We start from the raw sequence: 19283 nt of genomic DNA, 5'->3' as shown, positions 1-19283 counted from the left end.
AAAAACGGCCTCAAACATAAATTTGAGGCCGTTGCTATTTATCACATTACGTTTTTAAGCTTAAGTTTTCCCTCTAAAAACGTTACTTATATAAAGCACGTTCAGAGTTCAATCCTTTTATCAAGCCTACACATATAACCAGAATTACAGCGGTAAATGGTAACCCAGTCGTCACAACACCAGCTTGCAAGGCTTGTAGCGATTCGGTACCACCAAGCCAAAGCATCGTTGCAGCAATAGCACCCTGCACTACCGCCCAGAATATACGCTGTGGCACTGGCGCATCAATCTTCCCACCCGATGTGATACTGTCGACCACAAGCGAAGCAGAATCTGATGAGGTAATAAAGAAGATTAATACTAATACAATCGACAATACGGACAATAAATTACCATACGGGATGGCATCGAATACGTGGAATAATGATAGAGAGATATCAGTCAAACCATTCGTACCCAGTTCACCGACTTTGTTAACAACTTGATCGATAGCAATACCACCGAATGTCGCCATCCATATCAATGTCACTAACGTTGGTACAAAAATTACGGCGCATAGGAATTCACGTACTGTACGGCCTTTAGAAATACGGGCAATGAACATGCCGACGAATGGGGCTAATGAAATCCACCATGCAAAGTAGAATATTGTCCAACCCTGCATCCATGTAGCATCACCACGGTCATGCGGATAACTAAGAGCAGCAAAGTTCTCTGCATAAGCAACGAAAGTGTTTGGAATTGATACGGCAATAACATCAAAACTCATAACCAGCATAAAAGCTAATAGCGAAAATGCTAGTACCATATTGATGTTACTCAATACTTTTACACCGCCATTAATGCCTCGAACAACCGATATAATTGCAATTAAGGTCACAAAAACAATAACCATCAGCTGCAAGCCAATGCCGCTTTGAATGCCAAATACGTGATTGATACCACTCGCAGCTTGCTGTGCACCAAGGCCAAGTGATGTGGCAAGGGAAAATAACGTCGCAAGTACAGCCATGATATCAATGATATGACCAGCCCAGCCCCACGTTCTATCACCAATTATTGGATAAAAAACCGAGCGGATTGATAATGGCAGTCCTTTATTAAAAGAAAAGAAAGCCAGAGCAAGTCCCACAACGCCATAGACAGCCCATCCATGGATGCCCCAGTTATAAACAGTGGCAGCCAGTGCTAATGATTTCGCTTCTTCCGTAAATGGCTCAACATTTAATGGAGTTCCCCACCAGTTAGTGAAGTAAGCCGTTGGTTCAGCGACCCCCCAAAACAATAAGCCAATACCCATACCTGCAGCAAATAACATTGTTACCCAAGACAGGGTTGAATGTTCAGTTTTTGCTTGCTTACCACCAATTCGAATTTTACCAAATGGCGATATAATCAACATCATGGTAAACAGAACAAAAAAGTTAGTTGACCACATAAAAAACACATCAAATTTAGCCATGATGCTGTTACGAACACTCGTTAGTGTTTCGTTTGCAGTAGTTGGATCAGCGAGGAGGAGTGCAGAAAGGAGGAGGATAATGAGGCCGGCGCTAATACCGAACACGGGGTTATGTATATCGACCCCCCACTTTTGAATATTATCCTGACCGACTTGGTAATCTGTGGTTCCAATACTGTATTTTCTCGTTGAACTACACGTATTTGCGGAACAATGTTTATTAAACGTACTATCCATAACTAAGGTTTAAGAATACCCTGCAATACTTTTTAATCGAAAAGTAAAAACGAAATGCCCGCCGCATATAAACTCGGTAAGCATAAATAAAGTGCGCAGACTAACAATATCGAGATAAAAATTCAAATAAAGCTTGTCCCTCCAAAAAAAAGATGGTGGAGGTTCGCTGCTTTCATTCCAACTCATTAATGAAAAAATCATTGCATTTTAAATGGGTTATAGTGTTGAAATTGTGGAAAAAGAAGAAAATGCCGCGACACCTTGTTGGTAACCGGCATCCAACTTTTGTTTATCTGTGGTTACACGCCCAACTGCAAAATCTTCCGGAGGTGCAATAACCGTTAACTTACAGTCAACTGGCGGGTTTTCAATAAAATCAATCGCTTTATTGTATGCATCAGCTCGTTTTAGCATCGCCTCCGCCAATTCAGGTGTATCTGACAGTAGCTTCCGAACTAACCATTTATTCTTTGGCGCCGATTTACGGTAACCTTTAGGTCGAGAAAGAACAACAGTAATGTCTCTTGCCCCCATCTCATAGGCTTTAATAACCGGTATTGAGTCCGCCACACCACCGTCTGTCATCGGTTCACCATGAATTTCTGGATAATTTCGATAAGCAATAGGCACGGAACAAGAAGCTTTCAATAACTCATTTAAATTTTCGGCAGTTGCTTGTATGTACGCCGCATCACCCGATTTAACTTTAGTGGTTACAACGTATAAAGGAATTGGTTGACGCATTAAGGTATTGCGGTCGATCTCAATTTCAGCAATTGTGATATCCCAAAGCCAATCAAGATCAAGCCAATGCCCGCCTTTAATAAAACGGTATAAATCAATGAACTCTGGTCGACAGGAGTAATCAGTAATAACGTGATAAATACGACCATATTGGTTCGCAAGCCATGATGCTAGGTTCGTTGAGCCTGCAGAGACCCCAATACAAAAGTCGAAAGGACGATGATCCTTTTCTAAAAACGTATCGAGTACGCCAGCAGCAAAAATACCCCTCATAGCACCACCTTCAACAACCAGCGCTGAAGAACCGTTATCATTCTGTATCACATCCATATCAAACCGCCCTAATCATTCATGACTTCAACAGCTTAGAACAGGTGCTCTAGATGTGGGCTGAATAACGACCAATTTGCTAAGGGGCGCAAATTATTCGAGTTATTACAATTCAATACCAACTAGTTGAAAACGAAGATAGGTATCAAGGTATGACGGGTTCGTCGGCTGATAATACTCTGGCGGCATCACTTCAAGCCACCCATGCTTTTTCAGCACTTGCCATTCCTGACGACCTAATATGATGTATTCAAGCGAGTCATCAAGAAGCTGAGAAATGGCTTCAAGCGTTAATCGCTCATCTCTTACCAGCGTTTTTAACTTCCCAGTAAGTACTGATAATGGCAATAAAAGCTCCCTTACTGTTTGTTTTCGATCGGTAATATTCGCAGCTTGCTTTGTTCGTCGAGCAACACCAAAAATCTGTTCCCAATCTGGCTTTCCTTGACGAGTCACCAATTGATGGCGATAGCAGTAATAAGCTTCAAAGTATTGTCTTAGAGAATGATAACGCTCAGCGTTAGCTTCAAGGTAGATATGCTGAAGCTCAATGTTAGCGTTAAACTCATTGATATTTCGCATTATATTTTCCACATATTACTGCTGCAATTCACTATAGTCGGAATCTTACCCCAACTGCACCTTCAAGTTCGATATTTGAGGAGTCTTCTATATACCAGGTTGGTCCTGCTTCCGCGTAAATCTGGACGTTGCGAAGCGGTAATACAAAACCTAACCCTGCTCTTGGCCCCCATTGATTATCACTGTCATCTACCCATTGCAGGCCAGTATAGGAATAGAATGGAGCGAGATCAGTACGCCCAGTTAACTCGTTGAGATACCATTTTGCGTCAACACTCACACTAAAGGTATCTAAACCAACCGCAAGCTGAATTTTATCCCAGTATTGGAACGTCAATCCAGATGTTGGGCTTCCTAAAAAGACACCTGCAGACAAAGGAGATGACGCAGCAAAAGACGTCACTGGTAAAACCAATGCTGATGCTAATAAAAGCGCACGTATTTTCATTCTATTTCCCTGAATTTTCTTTTGATACCAATGCAATAACGAGGGAACATTACCGTCTTCTAGACTAAAATCAAGTAATTGTAGGGTTTAATGAAATTTTATTAACAAGGATCAGGTCTATTGATGTAATAGAAATCTTTGAGTAAGGAATGCTATGTTAATTAAGAAGCCATCTCGCTGGTCATTAAGCGAAAATGATGCAACACCAGAAGGTGTTTATCAGCAGCGTCGGGACATTTTAAAGAAGTTAGGCATCACCCTCGTCGGTATGCCATTGGCATCTCAAGCCAATGCGGGTTTATTTGACGCTTTTACCAGTAAAGATAAAAAAGTCGTCGATAATCGTACGGCACTAGCAACATCTCCATCGGCTTATTCTAACAAGCAACTGTCCTTAACCCCTGAAAGTAAGGTCTTGCAATACAACAACTTTTACGAGTTTGGCACCGATAAGTCTGATCCTGCTGAACGCGCTCAGAATTTCAAAACAAACCCATGGAATATTGAAATTGGTGGCATGGTTCGTCACCCTCTTACACTGGGCTATGAGGATATCTTTAAAAAATTCACCCTTGAAGAGCGTATATATCGCTTACGCTGTGTTGAAGCATGGTCGATGAATGTACCGTGGATTGGTTTTTCATTAGCAGACTTAATCAAACTCGCCTCACCCACCAGCAATGCAAAATACGTTGCTTTTGAAACATTGTACGACCCTAAACAAATGCCCGGACAAGCTTCACGACGGCTTGGAGGAGGGATAGATTACCCCTATGTAGAAGGCCTACGTTTAGATGAAGCGATGCATCCACTTACACTCATGTCGGTAGGGCTATATGGTAAAACCTTAGCACCGCAAAATGGTGCACCGCTACGCCTTGTCGTGCCTTGGAAGTATGGGTTCAAAAGCATTAAATCCATCGTCAAAATCACCTTAACGGATAAAATGCCACCCACGACATGGAATATATTAGCGCCCAATGAGTACGGCTTTTATGCCAATGTAAACCCAACTGTTGACCACCCACGCTGGAGTCAAGGTAGTGAACGTTTTATCGGTGAAGGAAGCCTATTCAGCAGTCGACGCCAGCCCACTCAAATGTTTAATGGCTATGAGCGAGATGTTGCTAGCTTATACAAAGGGATGGATTTGAAGAGGAACTTTTAATGAAAAATGCCATTGGGAAAATCTCACCTAGACAGATTTTTTGGCTAAAAGCCTTAATTCATTCAGTGTCGCTTGGCTTTCTCGCTTTCCTGATCTATTCAGTTTTTTCTGGTGGCTTAGGTGCTGACCCTATTGAGGGGATCAGCCACTTTACAGGTAAAGCAGCACTTAACACGCTAATGTTAACCCTGATTATTTCCCCGCTTGCCCGCTTTCTTAAACAAGGCTTACTCGTAAGAACCCGACGATTAGTTGGGTTATACAGTTTTTTTTGGGCGTTACTTCATTTGGTGGGCTATCTTGCACTCGACCTTAATTTCAATGGCTCATTATTATTATCTGAAATTATTGAGCGTCCCTACTTAACATTGGGCGCCATAAGTTGGTTAATTCTTTTTGCCCTCGCTATTACATCAACTCAAACAATACAAAGAAAAATGGGAGCGCACTGGCAAAAGCTACATAATTGGGTGTACCTAGCGGTACTTCTTGCTCCTATTCACTACTATTGGTCGGTAAAATCAGGTCTTATTGAACCCGCCATTTATATTATTTGTGTGCTGAGTATTTTAGCGTTACGTCATAAAGTATTTCGCCGTTGGTTTATGACTTTCATACCACCTAGCCGTTCAACCGAAAAAAGTTAGTCCTATAGCATATTTATATTAAATTACGGTTCTCAAACAATTGAATTATGTAGAATATATTAGTTTTTCTGATACGATATAAACCATTACATATCTAACTCGGCGGGCTTCAACCCTTACCCGTTAGGTTAGTCATTTAATGGGGTCTACCTTTGGTTTCTAAGTATCTTTCAGATAGCATTCAAGCATTTCAAGCTGATTGCCTTCAACTTTGTGAACAGCATTATCCGACTGTTCACAATAGAGGAATGCGTGAAAATCACTTAGGTAAAGCAATGTGTCGTCGAATTATTGCCACGTTACATCAAGCGGGTATTTCATCAACCCTGCAACAGTGTCAAAGCAATGACAGTCTTTCTCAACCGATTTTTCATATTAAAAACGATGACTTTTCGGTTTGGGTCGTTGCACATAATATGCTGAGTGCGAACATTGCCCGACGTAATAGTTTGCTTACTGCGATAGTACAAACTCAACAAAAAATCAGCTCAACCAAAGACCAATATTTAGTATTAGTAGCCGATCACTGGTTTGACCGAAGTAAAGCCAGTAAAGAAATACCAGCGTGGTGGCTTGGACAATTACCACCAAATAGCCAAGATTACCTACAAGACGGCGTTAAATTGCTAGCACCCATAAAAAGTTTACCCGAACAACTTGAGCAAGAGCTCGGCTTCRCTGATGGGAACCATCATATTCACCACCCATTAAAGCGTGAAAATGATGGAAAAACCGTTCATAAGTATATTCTTCTTACCGCACATTACCTTCTTCCAATCAATTAACCGTGCCAAAGAAGCGTCTATTCTTTCTGGCGGTAAACTTATTCTTATCACCCTCTTTGCTTTTAGCTTTGCCAAAATGTTTGGTGTTAATGGTATCTGGGTTGCGTTACCAGTCTGTAGTACTGTGCTCATGCTATATGTACTCAAAAGAGATGCCTTAAATCAGGTAAAACCACGCTATGACTAAACCATCAAAGCAAAAGGCAAACGTTTACACCTCGGAGTTCGATGGAAAATTAAGCATTAGTAACCGTCCTACAAAGAAAAAGTGAGACTCTAATCACAGAATGTAACTGACCATTACAATAGTGATTTTCAACCAATTTGCAGTAGGTATCATCAGACCAATTCAATCGCACTCTGGTGGTAACCATGTTCAATAAAACCCTGCTTGCAGTTTCTCTAGCAGCAGCCTCTTTTGTAAGTAGCCCAGCATTTTCTGCTGAGAATGTAGATCTTCTTATCAAGAATGCTACCGTTCTTACCATGAACAATGAGAAGACTGTTTATGAAAATGGCCTTGTCGCAGTAAAAGAAAATAAAATCTTTGCGGTTACCGACGGTAGTGATGTAAAAGAATACAAAGCAACAAAAACCATTGATGCTAACGGCGACATCGTTATGCCTGGTTTAATTAATACACATACCCATGTGTCAATGACCGTTTTCCGCTCAATGGCTGATGATGTACCAGATCGCCTGCACCGTTACATTTTCCCACTTGAGAGCAAACTAGTTTCTCGTGACATGGTTCGCATCGGTGCGCAATTAGGTAATGTCGAGATGGTAAAAGGCGGCGTTACCACTTATGCCGACATGTACTACTTTGAAGACGAAGTGGCTAAAACTGTCGATGAAATCGGTATGCGTGCAGTACTCGGTGAAACCGTTATCAAATTCCCTGTTGCCGACGCTGCGAATGCTGAAGAAGGCATTAAATATGCGGTTAACTTTATTAAAGAATATAAAGATCACCCACGTATTACCCCAGCATTTGCACCACATGCCCCTTACACCAACACCACTGAAACACTGCAGAAGATTACTGAACTGTCTAAAAAATATGATGTGCCAGTAATGATTCACCTTGCAGAATCTGAGCGTGAAAACCAAGTGATTGCAGAACGCAGTGGTGGTAAATCGCCTGTTGAGTACATGGCTGATATCGGCGCCCTAACCCCTAACCTTATTGGCGCGCACGTTATTAATGTCAGTGATAGTGATATTGAGCTACTTAAAAAACACGATGTTGGTGTTGCTCACAACATGAGCGCAAATATCAAATCAGCAAAAGGGGTTGCTCCTGCACCCAAAATGCTTGAAAAAGGTGTGCGCATCGGCTTAGGCACTGACGGGCCGATGTCTGGTAACACCATAAGTACTCTCGATGAGTTCAACCAAGTTGCAAAAGTACACAAGCTAGTAAGCCAAGACCGTGCAGCAATGCCTCCAATTCAAGTCATCGAAATGGCAACTATTGGCGCAGCACGTGCGCTTCATATGGAAGATACCATTGGCTCACTAGAAATCGGTAAACTTGCTGATATTATTGTTGTAGATACAACAGCGCCAAACATGGTACCCGTTTATAACCCATACTCTGCGCTTGTTTATTCTGCTTATGCAACGAACATTAAGCACACCATTGTTGATGGTCAAATCCTAATGGAAGACCGCAATATGCTAACTGTTGATGAAGATGCTATTCGTGAAGAAGCACTTGAATTTGCTGATAAAGTTCGCAAAACAGTCGTAGAAAGTGGCGAAGTAGTACAATAATACTTCTTCCCTTTTATTATCTCGACCAAATGACGAGGCTGCATGAATATGCAGCCTTTTTTATACACTACACAAGTAGTAGATAAAATAAGGTCCCGACAAAGCCTAAGATGAACATACAGATACATGCTTTAATGTAGAGCCATAGAATTTTTACCATATAAGGCTCCATTCATTGATAATTGCTCGAATTAAACCTCATACAAAGCTCGTTAATGAGCTCCAGAGTATTAGAAGATCGATTCATTAAACATAGCTGCTGTCGTCCGCTTAAATTGTCTCAAAATCGCAGAAAACACACTCAACTTAATCGGATTCACCGTTGCTGTCCCCTAACCGATGCAAATGATTGTTTAAAACATAATCAAATATTGCCCGTAACAAGAAAGAGCTTAGGTGACAGTTATCTTACAGCGGTAATAGTATGATATTATTCAGCTATACCGCTTCAACTTGGTAAAAGAATGAACCAATCTCAACTGCTTTTAGACATTAGTACTAACGCTTTATTACACCTCGAATTTAAAAAACGCGACAAACGCCTAACACAAGCAGAGAAGAATAACCTGCTTGTTCAGGTGCTTAAACGAGTTGTGAAATCCAACAAATATAGAACGGTTAGAAAAACAACCAAGAAATGGCTTTTACTTGGCCGGAAATCAGGAACCAACCTAGAATCAATTTTAGAGCAAGAGTATGAGGGCCTATTGCAAACCTGCTCAACGGATCTGTTTCGTTTTATCGAACTTATTGGGGGAATTGAGTCTCAACTAAATACCAAAGTGCAATACTCGCAGGCTCGCGACATCGACCTTAATGCTCGATACGGCGAAGTATTAGTATGTGTCGTCGATGAAAATTTAACATCAAGTTTTGATGATGACGGGTTAATGATTAAGTCGACCCAGATCCTTTTCATCGGAAGCACTGATCACAAAGATATATTTTCTGCCGCTATAGAACAAAGCGATTCTTTCCAATCTGTTATCGCATACGAAGACGACAATCACCTGCGAGTTGAGCTCTTTAGATTGTAAAAGTGCCACCCACAAACACCGTTGGGTATGACGCTGCAATGAGTGATTATTCATGACCGAATTTGGGTATTGAAAAGACATTTATGTTAACGGTACTAACACCATAAAATAATTTCAGCCGTTACATTAACCTTAAAAGCCCTCCGATTAAAATAAAAGCCAGTAACACCCCCTGAATGACGCCCAGGACGAGACATTACTGGCTTCTGTTCTTCTTCGAATATCGTTCTTGGTTAATTCGCTGTTGCGGCTTTAACCTGTTTTGGTCGAGGTTCTGTGCTCAGCCCCTTCATTAAGCTAACGCATATCAACAATAAAACGAATGTAAAAGGTAACGCCGTTATGATAGTGCCAGCCTGAAGTGCTTCAATCGCTTCAGTACCACCAATCCAAACGAGTACAGCGGCAATTGAACCTGATACAACTGACCAAAATACACGTTGCGGTGTTGGCGTATCAATTTTACCACCTGATGTAATGCTATCTAGAACCAAAGACGCTGAATCAGAAGTCGTTATAAAAAAGATCATGATTAAAACAACAGCAATGGCTGAAATCGCATAGCTAAATGGTAACGCATCAATCAATTGAAATAGCGCTAAAGAAACATCGGTAATACCATTAGCACCAAGCTCTCCGATACCATTCATGACTTGATCGATAGCAATGCCACCTAAAATCGTCATCCAAAAAATACACACTACCGAAGGAATAAAAATAACGGCAGATAAGAATTCACGAATTGTCCGGCCTTTAGATATTCTGGCTATAAATATGCCAACAAACGGCGCACACGTAACCCACCAAGCCCAGTAAAATACAGTCCAGCCCTGCATCCATCCTTCATCCCCCCTGCCATGTGGGTTACTTAATGGGATGATATTTTCAATATAACCCACTAGTCCTAATGGCAAGCTAGACACGAACGACGAAAAGCCAACACAGCCCATGAAGATAAGAAAGCAAAAAGCAATGCAGATATTAGTATTGCTTAAAATTCTTACCCCACCTTGCATTCCTCTGACGATTGATACGATGGCTAACGATGTAACAAATACAATTACGGCAAATTGTAGCCCTAAGCCGTAGTCAGTACCGAAAAGGTGATTTAAGCCTGTTGCAGCTTGTTTTGAACCAAGGCCGAGTGATGTTGCCATACCAAAAATAGTGACTAAAACGGTCATGACGTCAATAATATTGCCAAACCAGCCCCAAGTACGATCACCAACAATAGGATAGAATATTGAGCGTACAGATAAAGGCAAACCTTTATTATAAAAGAAGAAAGCTAATGCTAATGCCATGACCCCATAAAAAGACCATGCATGTAATCCCCAGTGGAATATCGTCGCGCCCAATGCAACTTTTTTAGCTTCAATTGAATAAGCCTCTACACCAAGCGGCGTTCCGCCCCAGCCAGTAAAAAATGCAGTAGGCTCTGCAACTCCCCAGAAAATAAGACCAATACCCATACCAGCAGCAAATAGCATGGATAACCATGAAACCATTGAATATTCAGTTTCACTTTGCTCTCCGCCCAACCTGATTCTACCGTAGGGAGAAACAATTAAAAACAAACAAAAAAATAAGAATATATTACCGGCCCACAGAAATAAGCCATCGAAATTATTAATGACCTGCCATTTAAAATCATTAAGAACAGTATTGGCTGTTGAGGCGTCTGATAATAATATCGCAACGAGAAAAAACAGAATTAAACCAGCACTTAAAGCGAAAACACGGTTATGTACATCAAACCCCCATTTTTCCACATTGTCTTGGCCAACTGAATAATCAGTATTTTCTATACTGTACTTGTCTTTGTTTATACTCATTGATCCTCTTAAAAACGTTAGAATACTAATAGCTACCAGAAAGGTGGCCTGCTAATAAATTGCATTATTTTGTTAGTACTCAAAGTGTTTTGATTTATGAACTCCCGAGTACAGTACCAGCTAAAGCCCTATAAACCAAGGCCGTGTTGATATATCCATCAGAAAAATTGATATAGGATAACTTCATAGAGAGTAATTTTACTTAGACATCAAAACAAATTTAACCTTCAACAACCTATATATTGACTAAATTATGCCTGTCAAATGGCTAGGATAGACAACTTTGGCACTTGAATTTTCAGCTGAAAGTTTAATCGTCGATAACTAACAGTGGTTACCTAGCCAATACGCTGAACAGCATAAACCTTATTTTCTACAGGATCGCGAAATGGGGGCGGAATAATGCCTCCCCCCATAAGAATAATCTCGAACTAATGTAATTTACTTATTTAGAATCAGACTTCAATTGTCATCAGCTCAAGAGTAACCAAACTGCAACGCCAAACATTAAGCTACCTGAAATGCGATTCATTGTTCTAACATTTTGCTGATTCAGCAGCAGAGTACGCAATGCTTTACCGCCACTAGCATACAGTGACATACACACAAATTCAGAGATCATAATAATCCCGACAAGCACGCTAAGTTGAGGAATAAGTGCTTGTTCAGGGTTAATAAAAGGAGGAAGTAACGAAATCATAAACGCCCAGCCTTTCGGGTTAGCAATTGCAGTCACAAAACCTTGAACTAACAACCCTAAATTTGAGGATTGTGTTGACTGTAAATTATCGTCACTTAGCGCCATTTTTCCGCGCGATTGCCACATTTGTAGCCCTAAGTAGGCCAGATATAGTGCACCCGCTGTTTTAAAAGCAATAAACAACCAAGGCATTTTAATCATAATTGCTGCAATACCCAGCACGGCACTAATCGCAACCAATGCAACGCCAAAGACTTCCCCTAGCATCATCCATAAAGTACGGCGAAAGCCAATGCTCATACCAAGCCCTAACGCTAACGTCATACACATGCCTGGGGTTATCGACACAAAAAAGAACGTTGGAATAAATACCAACAACACTGCTAATTCCAAGTGACCACTCCTACTAAATACTGACACGGCACTTTAACGGTATTATTTTTTTTCACAAATGTTTTATTGGCTCAAATTTCAACCAGTAGTAACGCAGGCTACCTATCCCAATAACCTCAGAAGAAACACGCAAAAAAAAGCGCTGTTAAATGAATAACAGCGCCTCTCTATGGTCATGGCTACCAATTGAATAAATTATCGATTTAGACAGACCTCAACACTTCATCAATGAGTTGATCATTCGAACCCAAGTAATTACTTGGATAACAGGCTTGAGTGATTTCAGATTCACTGAGGTGAAATCTAATTTCTTGGCATTCCAGCATCATTGCTGGCAATAGTTTTGCCTGACAAGAATGCTCAGCAATAGCTTGTTTCACCAGTTGATAGCTTTGGCCCCGCCCAATTTTCCGCGCCAAGGCCATCATTACCGACTCAGACATCATCATATAGCGTGAATGCTCAAAATTCTTTTCCATCCGTACGCTATTAACGCCCAATGTCGACATCATTTCGGTCGCTTTCGCTAATGATGTTGAAACAGCAACACTCGCCTCAGGGACTACACTCCAGCTAACGACACGCATAGACGCAGCCCTAATATCTTGCTGATCCATTAACGACGGTGCACCTGAAGCATACATCCAACCTAAACGCGATAATGACTGGATCATATTCGCTAAACGTGGATTTGACTTATGTGGCATGGTTGATGATGCCCCACCCTTCGCTCCCTCAACAAGCTCTCCGATAGCACTACGCCCCTGCAACTCCACATCATTTGCCATTCTGACTAATGAACCGTGAATTAACGCAAAAACTTGTACCACTTCCACAATACTGTCTTGGCTGCCATTCCAAGCACCATTGGGCACTGTTAAGCCTAATGCTGCTAACAATCGGTCACGAATCATAAGCCCATCGACGTCATCACCCAGTGACGATAAATTACCAATCGCACCACCAAACATGCCAGTACATGCTCGTGGATACAGTTCAGTAACTCGTTGCCTATGGCGTATCAACTCCGATAAGTAGCTTGATACTTGCAACCCCCAAGTTGTCGGCAAAGCATCCTGTGAGTTTGTTCGAGCAACCATTACAGTATGGCGATGCTCATCTGCCATTTTGGCTAATACTTCAATGAGCTGTTCTAATTGACTCAGAACTAGATCAAGCGTACTTTTCAGTCGTATTGCTTGGCCCGTATCAAGCACATCTTGTGTCGTTCCCCCCCAATGTAGATAAGACTTAACGTACTCATCCCCAGCGTGGGTCAATTGGTCAATAACAGGCTTAATTGCCATGCCATTAAATGCAGTCTGCTGATTTAACTCCTCCCAATCAATTATATCTAAGTGACAAATTTGCTTTATTGAGGCCAATGCTTCAGCGGGTATAATACCGACTTCTGATTGCACTTTTGCGAGTGCCACTTCAAAATCTAGCCACGATTGAACAACAGCTTGGTCATTCCAAATCGCTTTCATATCCGCGTTAGAAAACACTGATGAATATAACTGAGAGTCAAATACAGAGACCGCATTTTCATTCATAATTTAATTATCCTAACATCGCGCTCATTGCAACAAGTGCAACCAAACCACCCATCATAGGAATCGCAGTACGCTTAACAAGTTCTATTGGTGATACACCTGCAGCACCGGCACACGCAATAACAACACCTGCAACAGGCGAGAATGAACGGAAGATACCTGATGATAACTGCATTGGCAGTGCGAATGCGGCCGTTGATACACCCAACGTACCTGCAACTTCTGGTGCTAGGTTAGAGAAGCTAAAGAACGGTGCATTACCTGAACCTGAAAGAAGCGCCGTGGCACCAATGATTGATACCATAACGATAACCATTGGTAAGTAACCTAAACCTGCCGTTGATGTCGCACCCAATAGCATGCCGATGAAACCAATAGTGCTTAAACCAACAACAAACGTTTGAGCTGCGATAATCAGTGACACAACACTTGCAAACGCTTTGCCCATACCATCTAGGAACACTTTTAATGATGCCGCTACTTTTTTACCGTTGCGAGTGACAATAAAATCACAAACCATCGAGATAAATAGGCTGACGAACATTGCTGTTACAACGTCAACTTTAATGGTATCAATCGCAAAGCTACTGAACGTTAGTAACATTAATAGAGGAAGAACTGGAAGAATAGCAAACCATTTTGGTGCGCTTGTTTCTTCTTTCTCTTCGACTTTCAGCTCGTAAGTAACACCGTTTTCTGCATCTTTCTTATCAAACCAGCGTTGACAGAAGAAGTGAAGAACCGCGATAACCGCCATAACAACTGGTGCAACAACAATCTGGTGGTTGATAAAGTAAGCCGCAGCATCAATACCAATAACTTCTGCTGCCTTTAATGAGTTACCCGATGCTGGACCTAAATCCAAACATGCTGTTGTTGCTAATACTGCAGCAGTTGATGCTGGTGTACAGCCGATACGTACTAAGACTGGGTACATTGCAACAAGCAACAACATCGCCAAACCAACCGCTGATGGAATGAAGATATTCAGCACCTGACCAAGTACATAAGTCAGTGCTAGTACAACATATGGGCTTTTGATCAATGAAAGTGGCTTGGTTGATACCTGAACCATCGCATTTGCAGCACCAATATGATTCATGTAGCTAGAGAAGCCCGCTACACTCATGATAATTAGACCAAGATTCGCCACTGTTGATGAGGAAATGGCTTTAATTACTAGAAAGAAATCAAAAACAACGGCGCCTGACGAATTAGTTCCTGCAGGTAAAAAATCACTATTACCTGATAGAACACCAATAAAGATCATTAAAAGACCAGCTGCGAACAGTGCAGCTTGTGTATTATATTTTTTAACAATCAAAAAACCCGCACCGAATATAATCGGTAGCGATAGTAATGGGATGAACATAATATTTCTCACTCTGTAGCTTCAGACAATATCTATTGTTTCATATAACCCTAAGATTAATTACAAGTTAAATTACCTTTTTACTTGTTTGAAACAACACAAATGGGTCTACACAATACATTTGTATACAAGGCCAGTCCTTCAGCTTTATAAACCCTAAAACTTGACGGTGCGCAATAAAAACAGAACACTTACAATCACCGTAAATAATTCAACCATGACTAACACTCTCGATAACAAAGCGTTAACCTATCAAACGCAATCTTTATTCCGTCTTCACCGTTGCACCACATGTTTAATTTTACTGAATATCTAATTAGAGTAATTGTATAATCAGCGCCTGTTGAGAGCTGCATCATATTCGCATTTGTAACATAATGTTACTTGTAAATTAATTAATTACAGAAGGTGAAAACTATAAATATAGATGGGTATTTATAATGGCTAAAAGTTTCAAAAAATGAATAACTGGTGACCAGACCAATCAATATGTTAAATAAAGATCAACCATTAAACAATGTTGAAACGTTTCGTTATTATTATCCACATACTACATAAAGGCGATATATAACACCTTTATATACCAAGTGGGAATACACGGCTATCATCATTCCAGAGTGGCAATGCAAGCCCTTCATAACAAGTATTGGCTAAAATTAGCTTTCATCAAATTCTACCACCCTCTTTTCTTTTAATAATGTCGGTAGTGCATGCTCTTCTCCCCAGTCTTTTAGCGCAAGTAGAATAGGCTCTAGTGTACGTCCTGTTTCCGTCAAACTATATTCAACCTTAGGCGGTACTTCTGGGTATACTTCTCGGTGAATAAGCCCATACGCTTCCAACTCTCTCAACTGCTTAGTCAGCATTCGTTGGGTCACAGTACCAAGACGACGTTTTAACTCATTAAAACGTACGGTGCCAGAGAGTAAATGGTAAAGAATCATGCCTTTCCCTTTACCACTAAACAGCTCTAATGTTGCCTCTACAGGACATCCTTCATAAGCGTATGACTCATACCTACTCCGTTTCATAGTATCCTTTTTGTACCTATGGCACATAAATGTGCGTACTTGCGATTTTGGGACATAACACTATCATAGCTCGCCAATAACAGGATAAATATATAAGCAGGAGACGCTTTAAATGAACCTTACTGATATCGTGCAAACCCGCTACTCCACTAAAGAGTTTGATGCGACAAAGCAAATCCCAAGTGAAATTTTTGCTCAATTAAAAGATCTTCTTCGTTTCAGCCCTTCAAGTGTAAACTCTCAACCTTGGCACTTCATCATTGCTGATACCGACGAAGGTCGTAAGCGTATCAGTAAAGGCACACAAGGTTTGTTTGCTTTCAATGAAGCAAAAGTTCTAAATGCTTCTCACGTTATTCTTCTTTGTGCAAAAACCCAGATTGACGAAGAATACTTAGGCCACCTTTTAGAAACTGAAGAAAAAGATGGACGTTTTGCACAATCTACATTTAAAGAAACCGTTCATAAAGGCCGCTCAATGTTTGTTAACATGCATCGGTTTGATCTAAAAGATGCGCAGCATTGGATGGAAAAACAAGTTTACCTAAACATGGGAACAGTATTGCTGGGTGCTGGTGCGCTTGGCGTTGATGCTCTTCCAATCGAAGGCGTCGATACCAAAACGCTAAATGAAGAATTCGGTTTACTTGATAAAGGTTACTCTGCGGTTGCACTTATCGCTTTAGGTTACCGTAAAGAGACAGATTTCAACGCAGCATTACCTAAGTCTCGGTTACCAGAAGAAGAGATTTTTACGATCCTACCTTAAATAGCTCGGTATAAATCGTAATAGCAAACACTTCAACTAACATAGAAAGCGTATTCATATGAATACGCTTTTTTATTGAGTGCAACGACCCATGTTAATATTCGAGTTTATAACCGGCCCCGTATACGGAATGGATAAGCTCATAATCGGGCTGGATTTCAGTGAACTTCTTACGCAGTTTCTTAATATGGCTATCAATTGTACGTTCACTAACAATGCGGTTGTCTCGGTAAATTGCTTCCATCAACTGCCCTCTTGAATATACCCTTCCAGGCGATGCGGAAAGTATATCAAGCATGGCAAATTCAACAGCAGTGAGCTCTAGCTCTTTTCCTCTGAGCTTGGCCTTATATCGAGCTTTGTCGAGCTGCAACACCATTTTCGGCTCAGTATTAGATTCTGTTGTTTGAACAAGGTTTTCAGGCACTAATGCGTGACGCCGTAACACCGCCTTCACCCTAGCCACGACTTCTCGTAAACTGCATGGTTTGCAAATATAATCATCTGAACCAATCTCTAGCCCTAGCAGCCTATCTATCTCATCAACTTTAGCCGTAACCATAATGATAGGTACCTGAGAGAACTGCCGTATCTCTTTGCATATTTCAACACCATCTTTACCAGGTAACATACCATCAAGTAAAATTAAATCAGGACTATGTGTTCTTACCCATTCAACAACTGATAACCCCTCATAAAGAGCACTTGTTTGAAATCCTGATGCTTTTAAATAGTCTTCTGTTAATGTCGCTAATTGTATTTCATCTTCAACGACTAATACGTGCTCATTCATGTCTACACTTCCTTGCGGATAACCAACTTCATACACACACCACCCAATGAAGAATGCTCTGCTGATAACGTCATACCGTGTGCATCAGCAATGTTATTGCATATCGCTAAACCTAACCCTGCACCATTATTATTTTGCCGAGTACGAGAGCGATCTGTACGATAAAGTCGTTCAAAAATCTGATTCATCTCGTCATCTGATAAACCGGGTGCCGAGTCATAAAAAGAAAATAATAACTTATGCTCACCAATCATTTGGGCTTCTATTTTCAAACCCCCACCACTATCGGTGTACTTCAAAGAATTCTTTATTAAATTTGAAAATAATTGCTGAATCCGATTTTGATCCAGTTCAATCATCATATTTCTCATTAACTCTGGATTACCTTCATAATGAAGACCAAGTGTCAGCGCCTTCTCTTCAAACGCATCGCTATAAAGATCTACACACTGTTCAAGCATTGCCACTGGTGATGCTTGAATTTTATTGTAGCTCAATGCACCGATATCACTTAAAGAGAGTTCATAAAGGTCATTCACTAAATGCGAAAGATGTATCACGTTGTAGTGCAATGATTTAAATGTTGCATCACTATTTTCTCTAACACCATCCTGCACCGCTTCAACTTCAGCCTGCATTATTGCTAGTGGGTTCCTTAGCTCATGAGAAATATCAGCGATCCATTGCTGCCTAGCCTTTTCATTTTTTTCTAATACCTTCGCAAGATGATTAATATCGCAGGCAAGATGCCCTAGCTCATCGCGTCGTTTTATAGGTAGTCTCGTTTTATAAGTGCCTAAAGCCAATTGACGAACGCTGGCATTAAATGATTCAACTGTTTTAATCAGTCCATGCGCCCAAGGATATGCCATTGCTAAGGTTACACCGCATGATATAACCCAAATCCATAAGAGACTGCCATTAAAATCTTGCACAAACTGCACTTCTGTTGCTTCAAGGATTTTTTGATGGGGAATATGACCAAGAAAGGCAATAGTTTGGCCATTAGCTGTAATAGGATACAGCATTTCATCGGGGTGATTGTTCGCTCCGATGATAAGGTTTTTATCAGCATCAAGGAGCATTAAACGATGTTCAAACAAGGATGACCCTGCTTCTCGTCTTGGCAGAAAGCCTTGCTGCTGGCTTCCATCTACGAATTTGCCGTCAGTCATGTTCCATCGCGGTTGTTCATTAAACATGGTGGGCTTAGGTGACAAAGAACTGATACGACTACGTTCCAATTCATTAGGATTAAAGCCAGCACTTAATGGTGATGCTGGTCTTTGCCACTCCTCAGCACTCTCAGGCAAGGTGGAGTTAACGAGTTTTGGCCACCAGCTATGTGGATTACTACTATTTTCTAAGTAAGCAGGAAGATATTTCTCTAATTGGACAATTAGCTTCTCAACTCTTAACTTTTCTTCACTATTAACATAACGTAGAAAACCTTCATTCATGGTCATTTTCGTTAGCATAATAAGTGTTATCGATCCGACAAGCGTAGTCGCAACAATCATCAAAATTGCACGAAATCGTATATGATTTTGAATCGCAGATATCAGATTTCGAATCATAGTATCCATTTAATGACTCTTAATAATCAGTATGTAAT

17 protein-coding genes are annotated in these 19283 nt (G+C 40.8%); 6 read left to right on the top strand and 11 right to left on the bottom strand.

Annotated features, from left to right (window positions below; genetic code table 11):
* Positions 1-82 precede the first annotated feature (82 nt).
* The 4 genes from L4D78_RS17895 to L4D78_RS17880 all read right to left on the bottom strand — a co-directional run bounded on the left by L4D78_RS17895 (position 83) and on the right by L4D78_RS17880 (position 3803).
* Positions 83-1699 carry a BCCT family transporter gene (locus L4D78_RS17895; protein WP_428468198.1) on the bottom strand — a complete coding sequence of 539 codons (1617 nt, stop codon included), beginning with the start codon at positions 1697-1699 and terminating at the stop codon, positions 83-85.
* 216 nt (positions 1700-1915) lie between these two features.
* Positions 1916-2773, bottom strand: a complete 858-nt coding sequence (locus tag L4D78_RS17890; RefSeq protein WP_428468197.1) for a patatin-like phospholipase family protein — start codon at positions 2771-2773, stop codon at positions 1916-1918.
* Between the two features lie 105 nt (positions 2774-2878).
* Entirely contained in the window at positions 2879-3355 is a 477-nt protein-coding gene (locus tag L4D78_RS17885; RefSeq protein WP_428468196.1) for a hypothetical protein, read from the bottom strand.
* A 31-nt stretch (positions 3356-3386) separates the two neighbouring features.
* The gene (locus tag L4D78_RS17880; RefSeq protein ID WP_428468195.1) at positions 3387-3803 is read right to left on the bottom strand and encodes a hypothetical protein; all 417 of its coding nucleotides are present in this window, start codon (positions 3801-3803) and stop codon (positions 3387-3389) included.
* A 154-nt stretch (positions 3804-3957) separates the two neighbouring features.
* Between L4D78_RS17880 and msrP the strand changes: the two genes are divergently transcribed.
* The 5 genes from msrP (at position 3958) to L4D78_RS17855 (ending at position 9219) form a co-directional block, all read left to right on the top strand.
* Positions 3958-4971: a protein-methionine-sulfoxide reductase catalytic subunit MsrP gene (gene msrP / locus L4D78_RS17875; protein ID WP_428468194.1), complete on the top strand. Its 1014-nt coding sequence runs from the start codon at positions 3958-3960 to the stop codon at positions 4969-4971.
* Positions 4971-5618 carry a protein-methionine-sulfoxide reductase heme-binding subunit MsrQ gene (msrQ, locus tag L4D78_RS17870; RefSeq protein ID WP_428468193.1) on the top strand — a complete coding sequence of 216 codons (648 nt, stop codon included), beginning with the start codon at positions 4971-4973 and terminating at the stop codon, positions 5616-5618. Before msrP ends, msrQ begins: the two co-directional genes overlap by 1 nt.
* 152 nt (positions 5619-5770) lie before the next feature.
* Positions 5771-6403, top strand: a complete 633-nt coding sequence (locus L4D78_RS17865) for a hypothetical protein (protein WP_428468192.1) — start codon at positions 5771-5773, stop codon at positions 6401-6403.
* A 372-nt stretch (positions 6404-6775) separates the two neighbouring features.
* Positions 6776-8182 (top strand): amidohydrolase, encoded by a 1407-nt coding sequence (locus tag L4D78_RS17860; RefSeq protein ID WP_428468191.1) that lies wholly within the window; start codon positions 6776-6778, stop codon positions 8180-8182.
* Positions 8183-8646: 464 nt separating this feature from the next.
* On the top strand, positions 8647-9219 hold the full coding sequence (locus L4D78_RS17855) for a DUF2913 family protein (protein WP_428468190.1): 573 nt from the start codon (positions 8647-8649) through the stop codon (positions 9217-9219).
* 233 nt (positions 9220-9452) lie between these two features.
* On the opposite strand, the gene L4D78_RS17850 is transcribed toward L4D78_RS17855, so the two are convergent.
* The 5 genes from L4D78_RS17850 to L4D78_RS17830 all read right to left on the bottom strand — a co-directional run bounded on the left by L4D78_RS17850 (position 9453) and on the right by L4D78_RS17830 (position 16106).
* Entirely contained in the window at positions 9453-11054 is a 1602-nt protein-coding gene (locus L4D78_RS17850; RefSeq protein WP_428468189.1) for a BCCT family transporter, read from the bottom strand.
* A 472-nt stretch (positions 11055-11526) separates the two neighbouring features.
* Complete coding sequence (locus tag L4D78_RS17845) at positions 11527-12147, bottom strand: LysE family translocator (RefSeq protein WP_428468188.1); 621 nt, start codon at positions 12145-12147, stop codon at positions 11527-11529.
* A gap of 203 nt (positions 12148-12350) precedes the next feature.
* A complete protein-coding gene (locus tag L4D78_RS17840; protein WP_428459888.1) occupies positions 12351-13703 on the bottom strand; it encodes a class-II fumarase/aspartase family protein in 1353 nt (450 codons plus the stop codon).
* 7 nt (positions 13704-13710) lie between these two features.
* Positions 13711-15075 carry a C4-dicarboxylate transporter DcuC gene (gene dcuC, locus L4D78_RS17835; RefSeq protein WP_428459889.1) on the bottom strand — a complete coding sequence of 455 codons (1365 nt, stop codon included), beginning with the start codon at positions 15073-15075 and terminating at the stop codon, positions 13711-13713.
* 656 nt (positions 15076-15731) lie between these two features.
* Positions 15732-16106 (bottom strand): winged helix-turn-helix transcriptional regulator, encoded by a 375-nt coding sequence (locus L4D78_RS17830; protein ID WP_428468187.1) that lies wholly within the window; start codon positions 16104-16106, stop codon positions 15732-15734.
* A gap of 112 nt (positions 16107-16218) precedes the next feature.
* Between L4D78_RS17830 and nfsB the strand changes: the two genes are divergently transcribed.
* Complete coding sequence (gene nfsB / locus L4D78_RS17825) at positions 16219-16875, top strand: oxygen-insensitive NAD(P)H nitroreductase (protein ID WP_428468186.1); 657 nt, start codon at positions 16219-16221, stop codon at positions 16873-16875.
* A gap of 94 nt (positions 16876-16969) precedes the next feature.
* On the opposite strand, the gene L4D78_RS17820 is transcribed toward nfsB, so the two are convergent.
* Positions 16970-17668 carry a response regulator gene (locus L4D78_RS17820; protein ID WP_428459892.1) on the bottom strand — a complete coding sequence of 233 codons (699 nt, stop codon included), beginning with the start codon at positions 17666-17668 and terminating at the stop codon, positions 16970-16972.
* A gap of 2 nt (positions 17669-17670) precedes the next feature.
* A complete protein-coding gene (locus tag L4D78_RS17815; protein ID WP_428468185.1) occupies positions 17671-19254 on the bottom strand; it encodes an ATP-binding protein in 1584 nt (527 codons plus the stop codon).
* Positions 19255-19283: the final 29 nt, after the last annotated feature.

The sequence above is a fragment of the Photobacterium minamisatsumaniensis genome, from assembly GCF_050336695.1.
Taxonomy (GTDB): domain Bacteria; phylum Pseudomonadota; class Gammaproteobacteria; order Enterobacterales; family Vibrionaceae; genus Photobacterium; species Photobacterium minamisatsumaniensis.
This window is presented reverse-complemented; position numbering and strand designations above follow the sequence as displayed.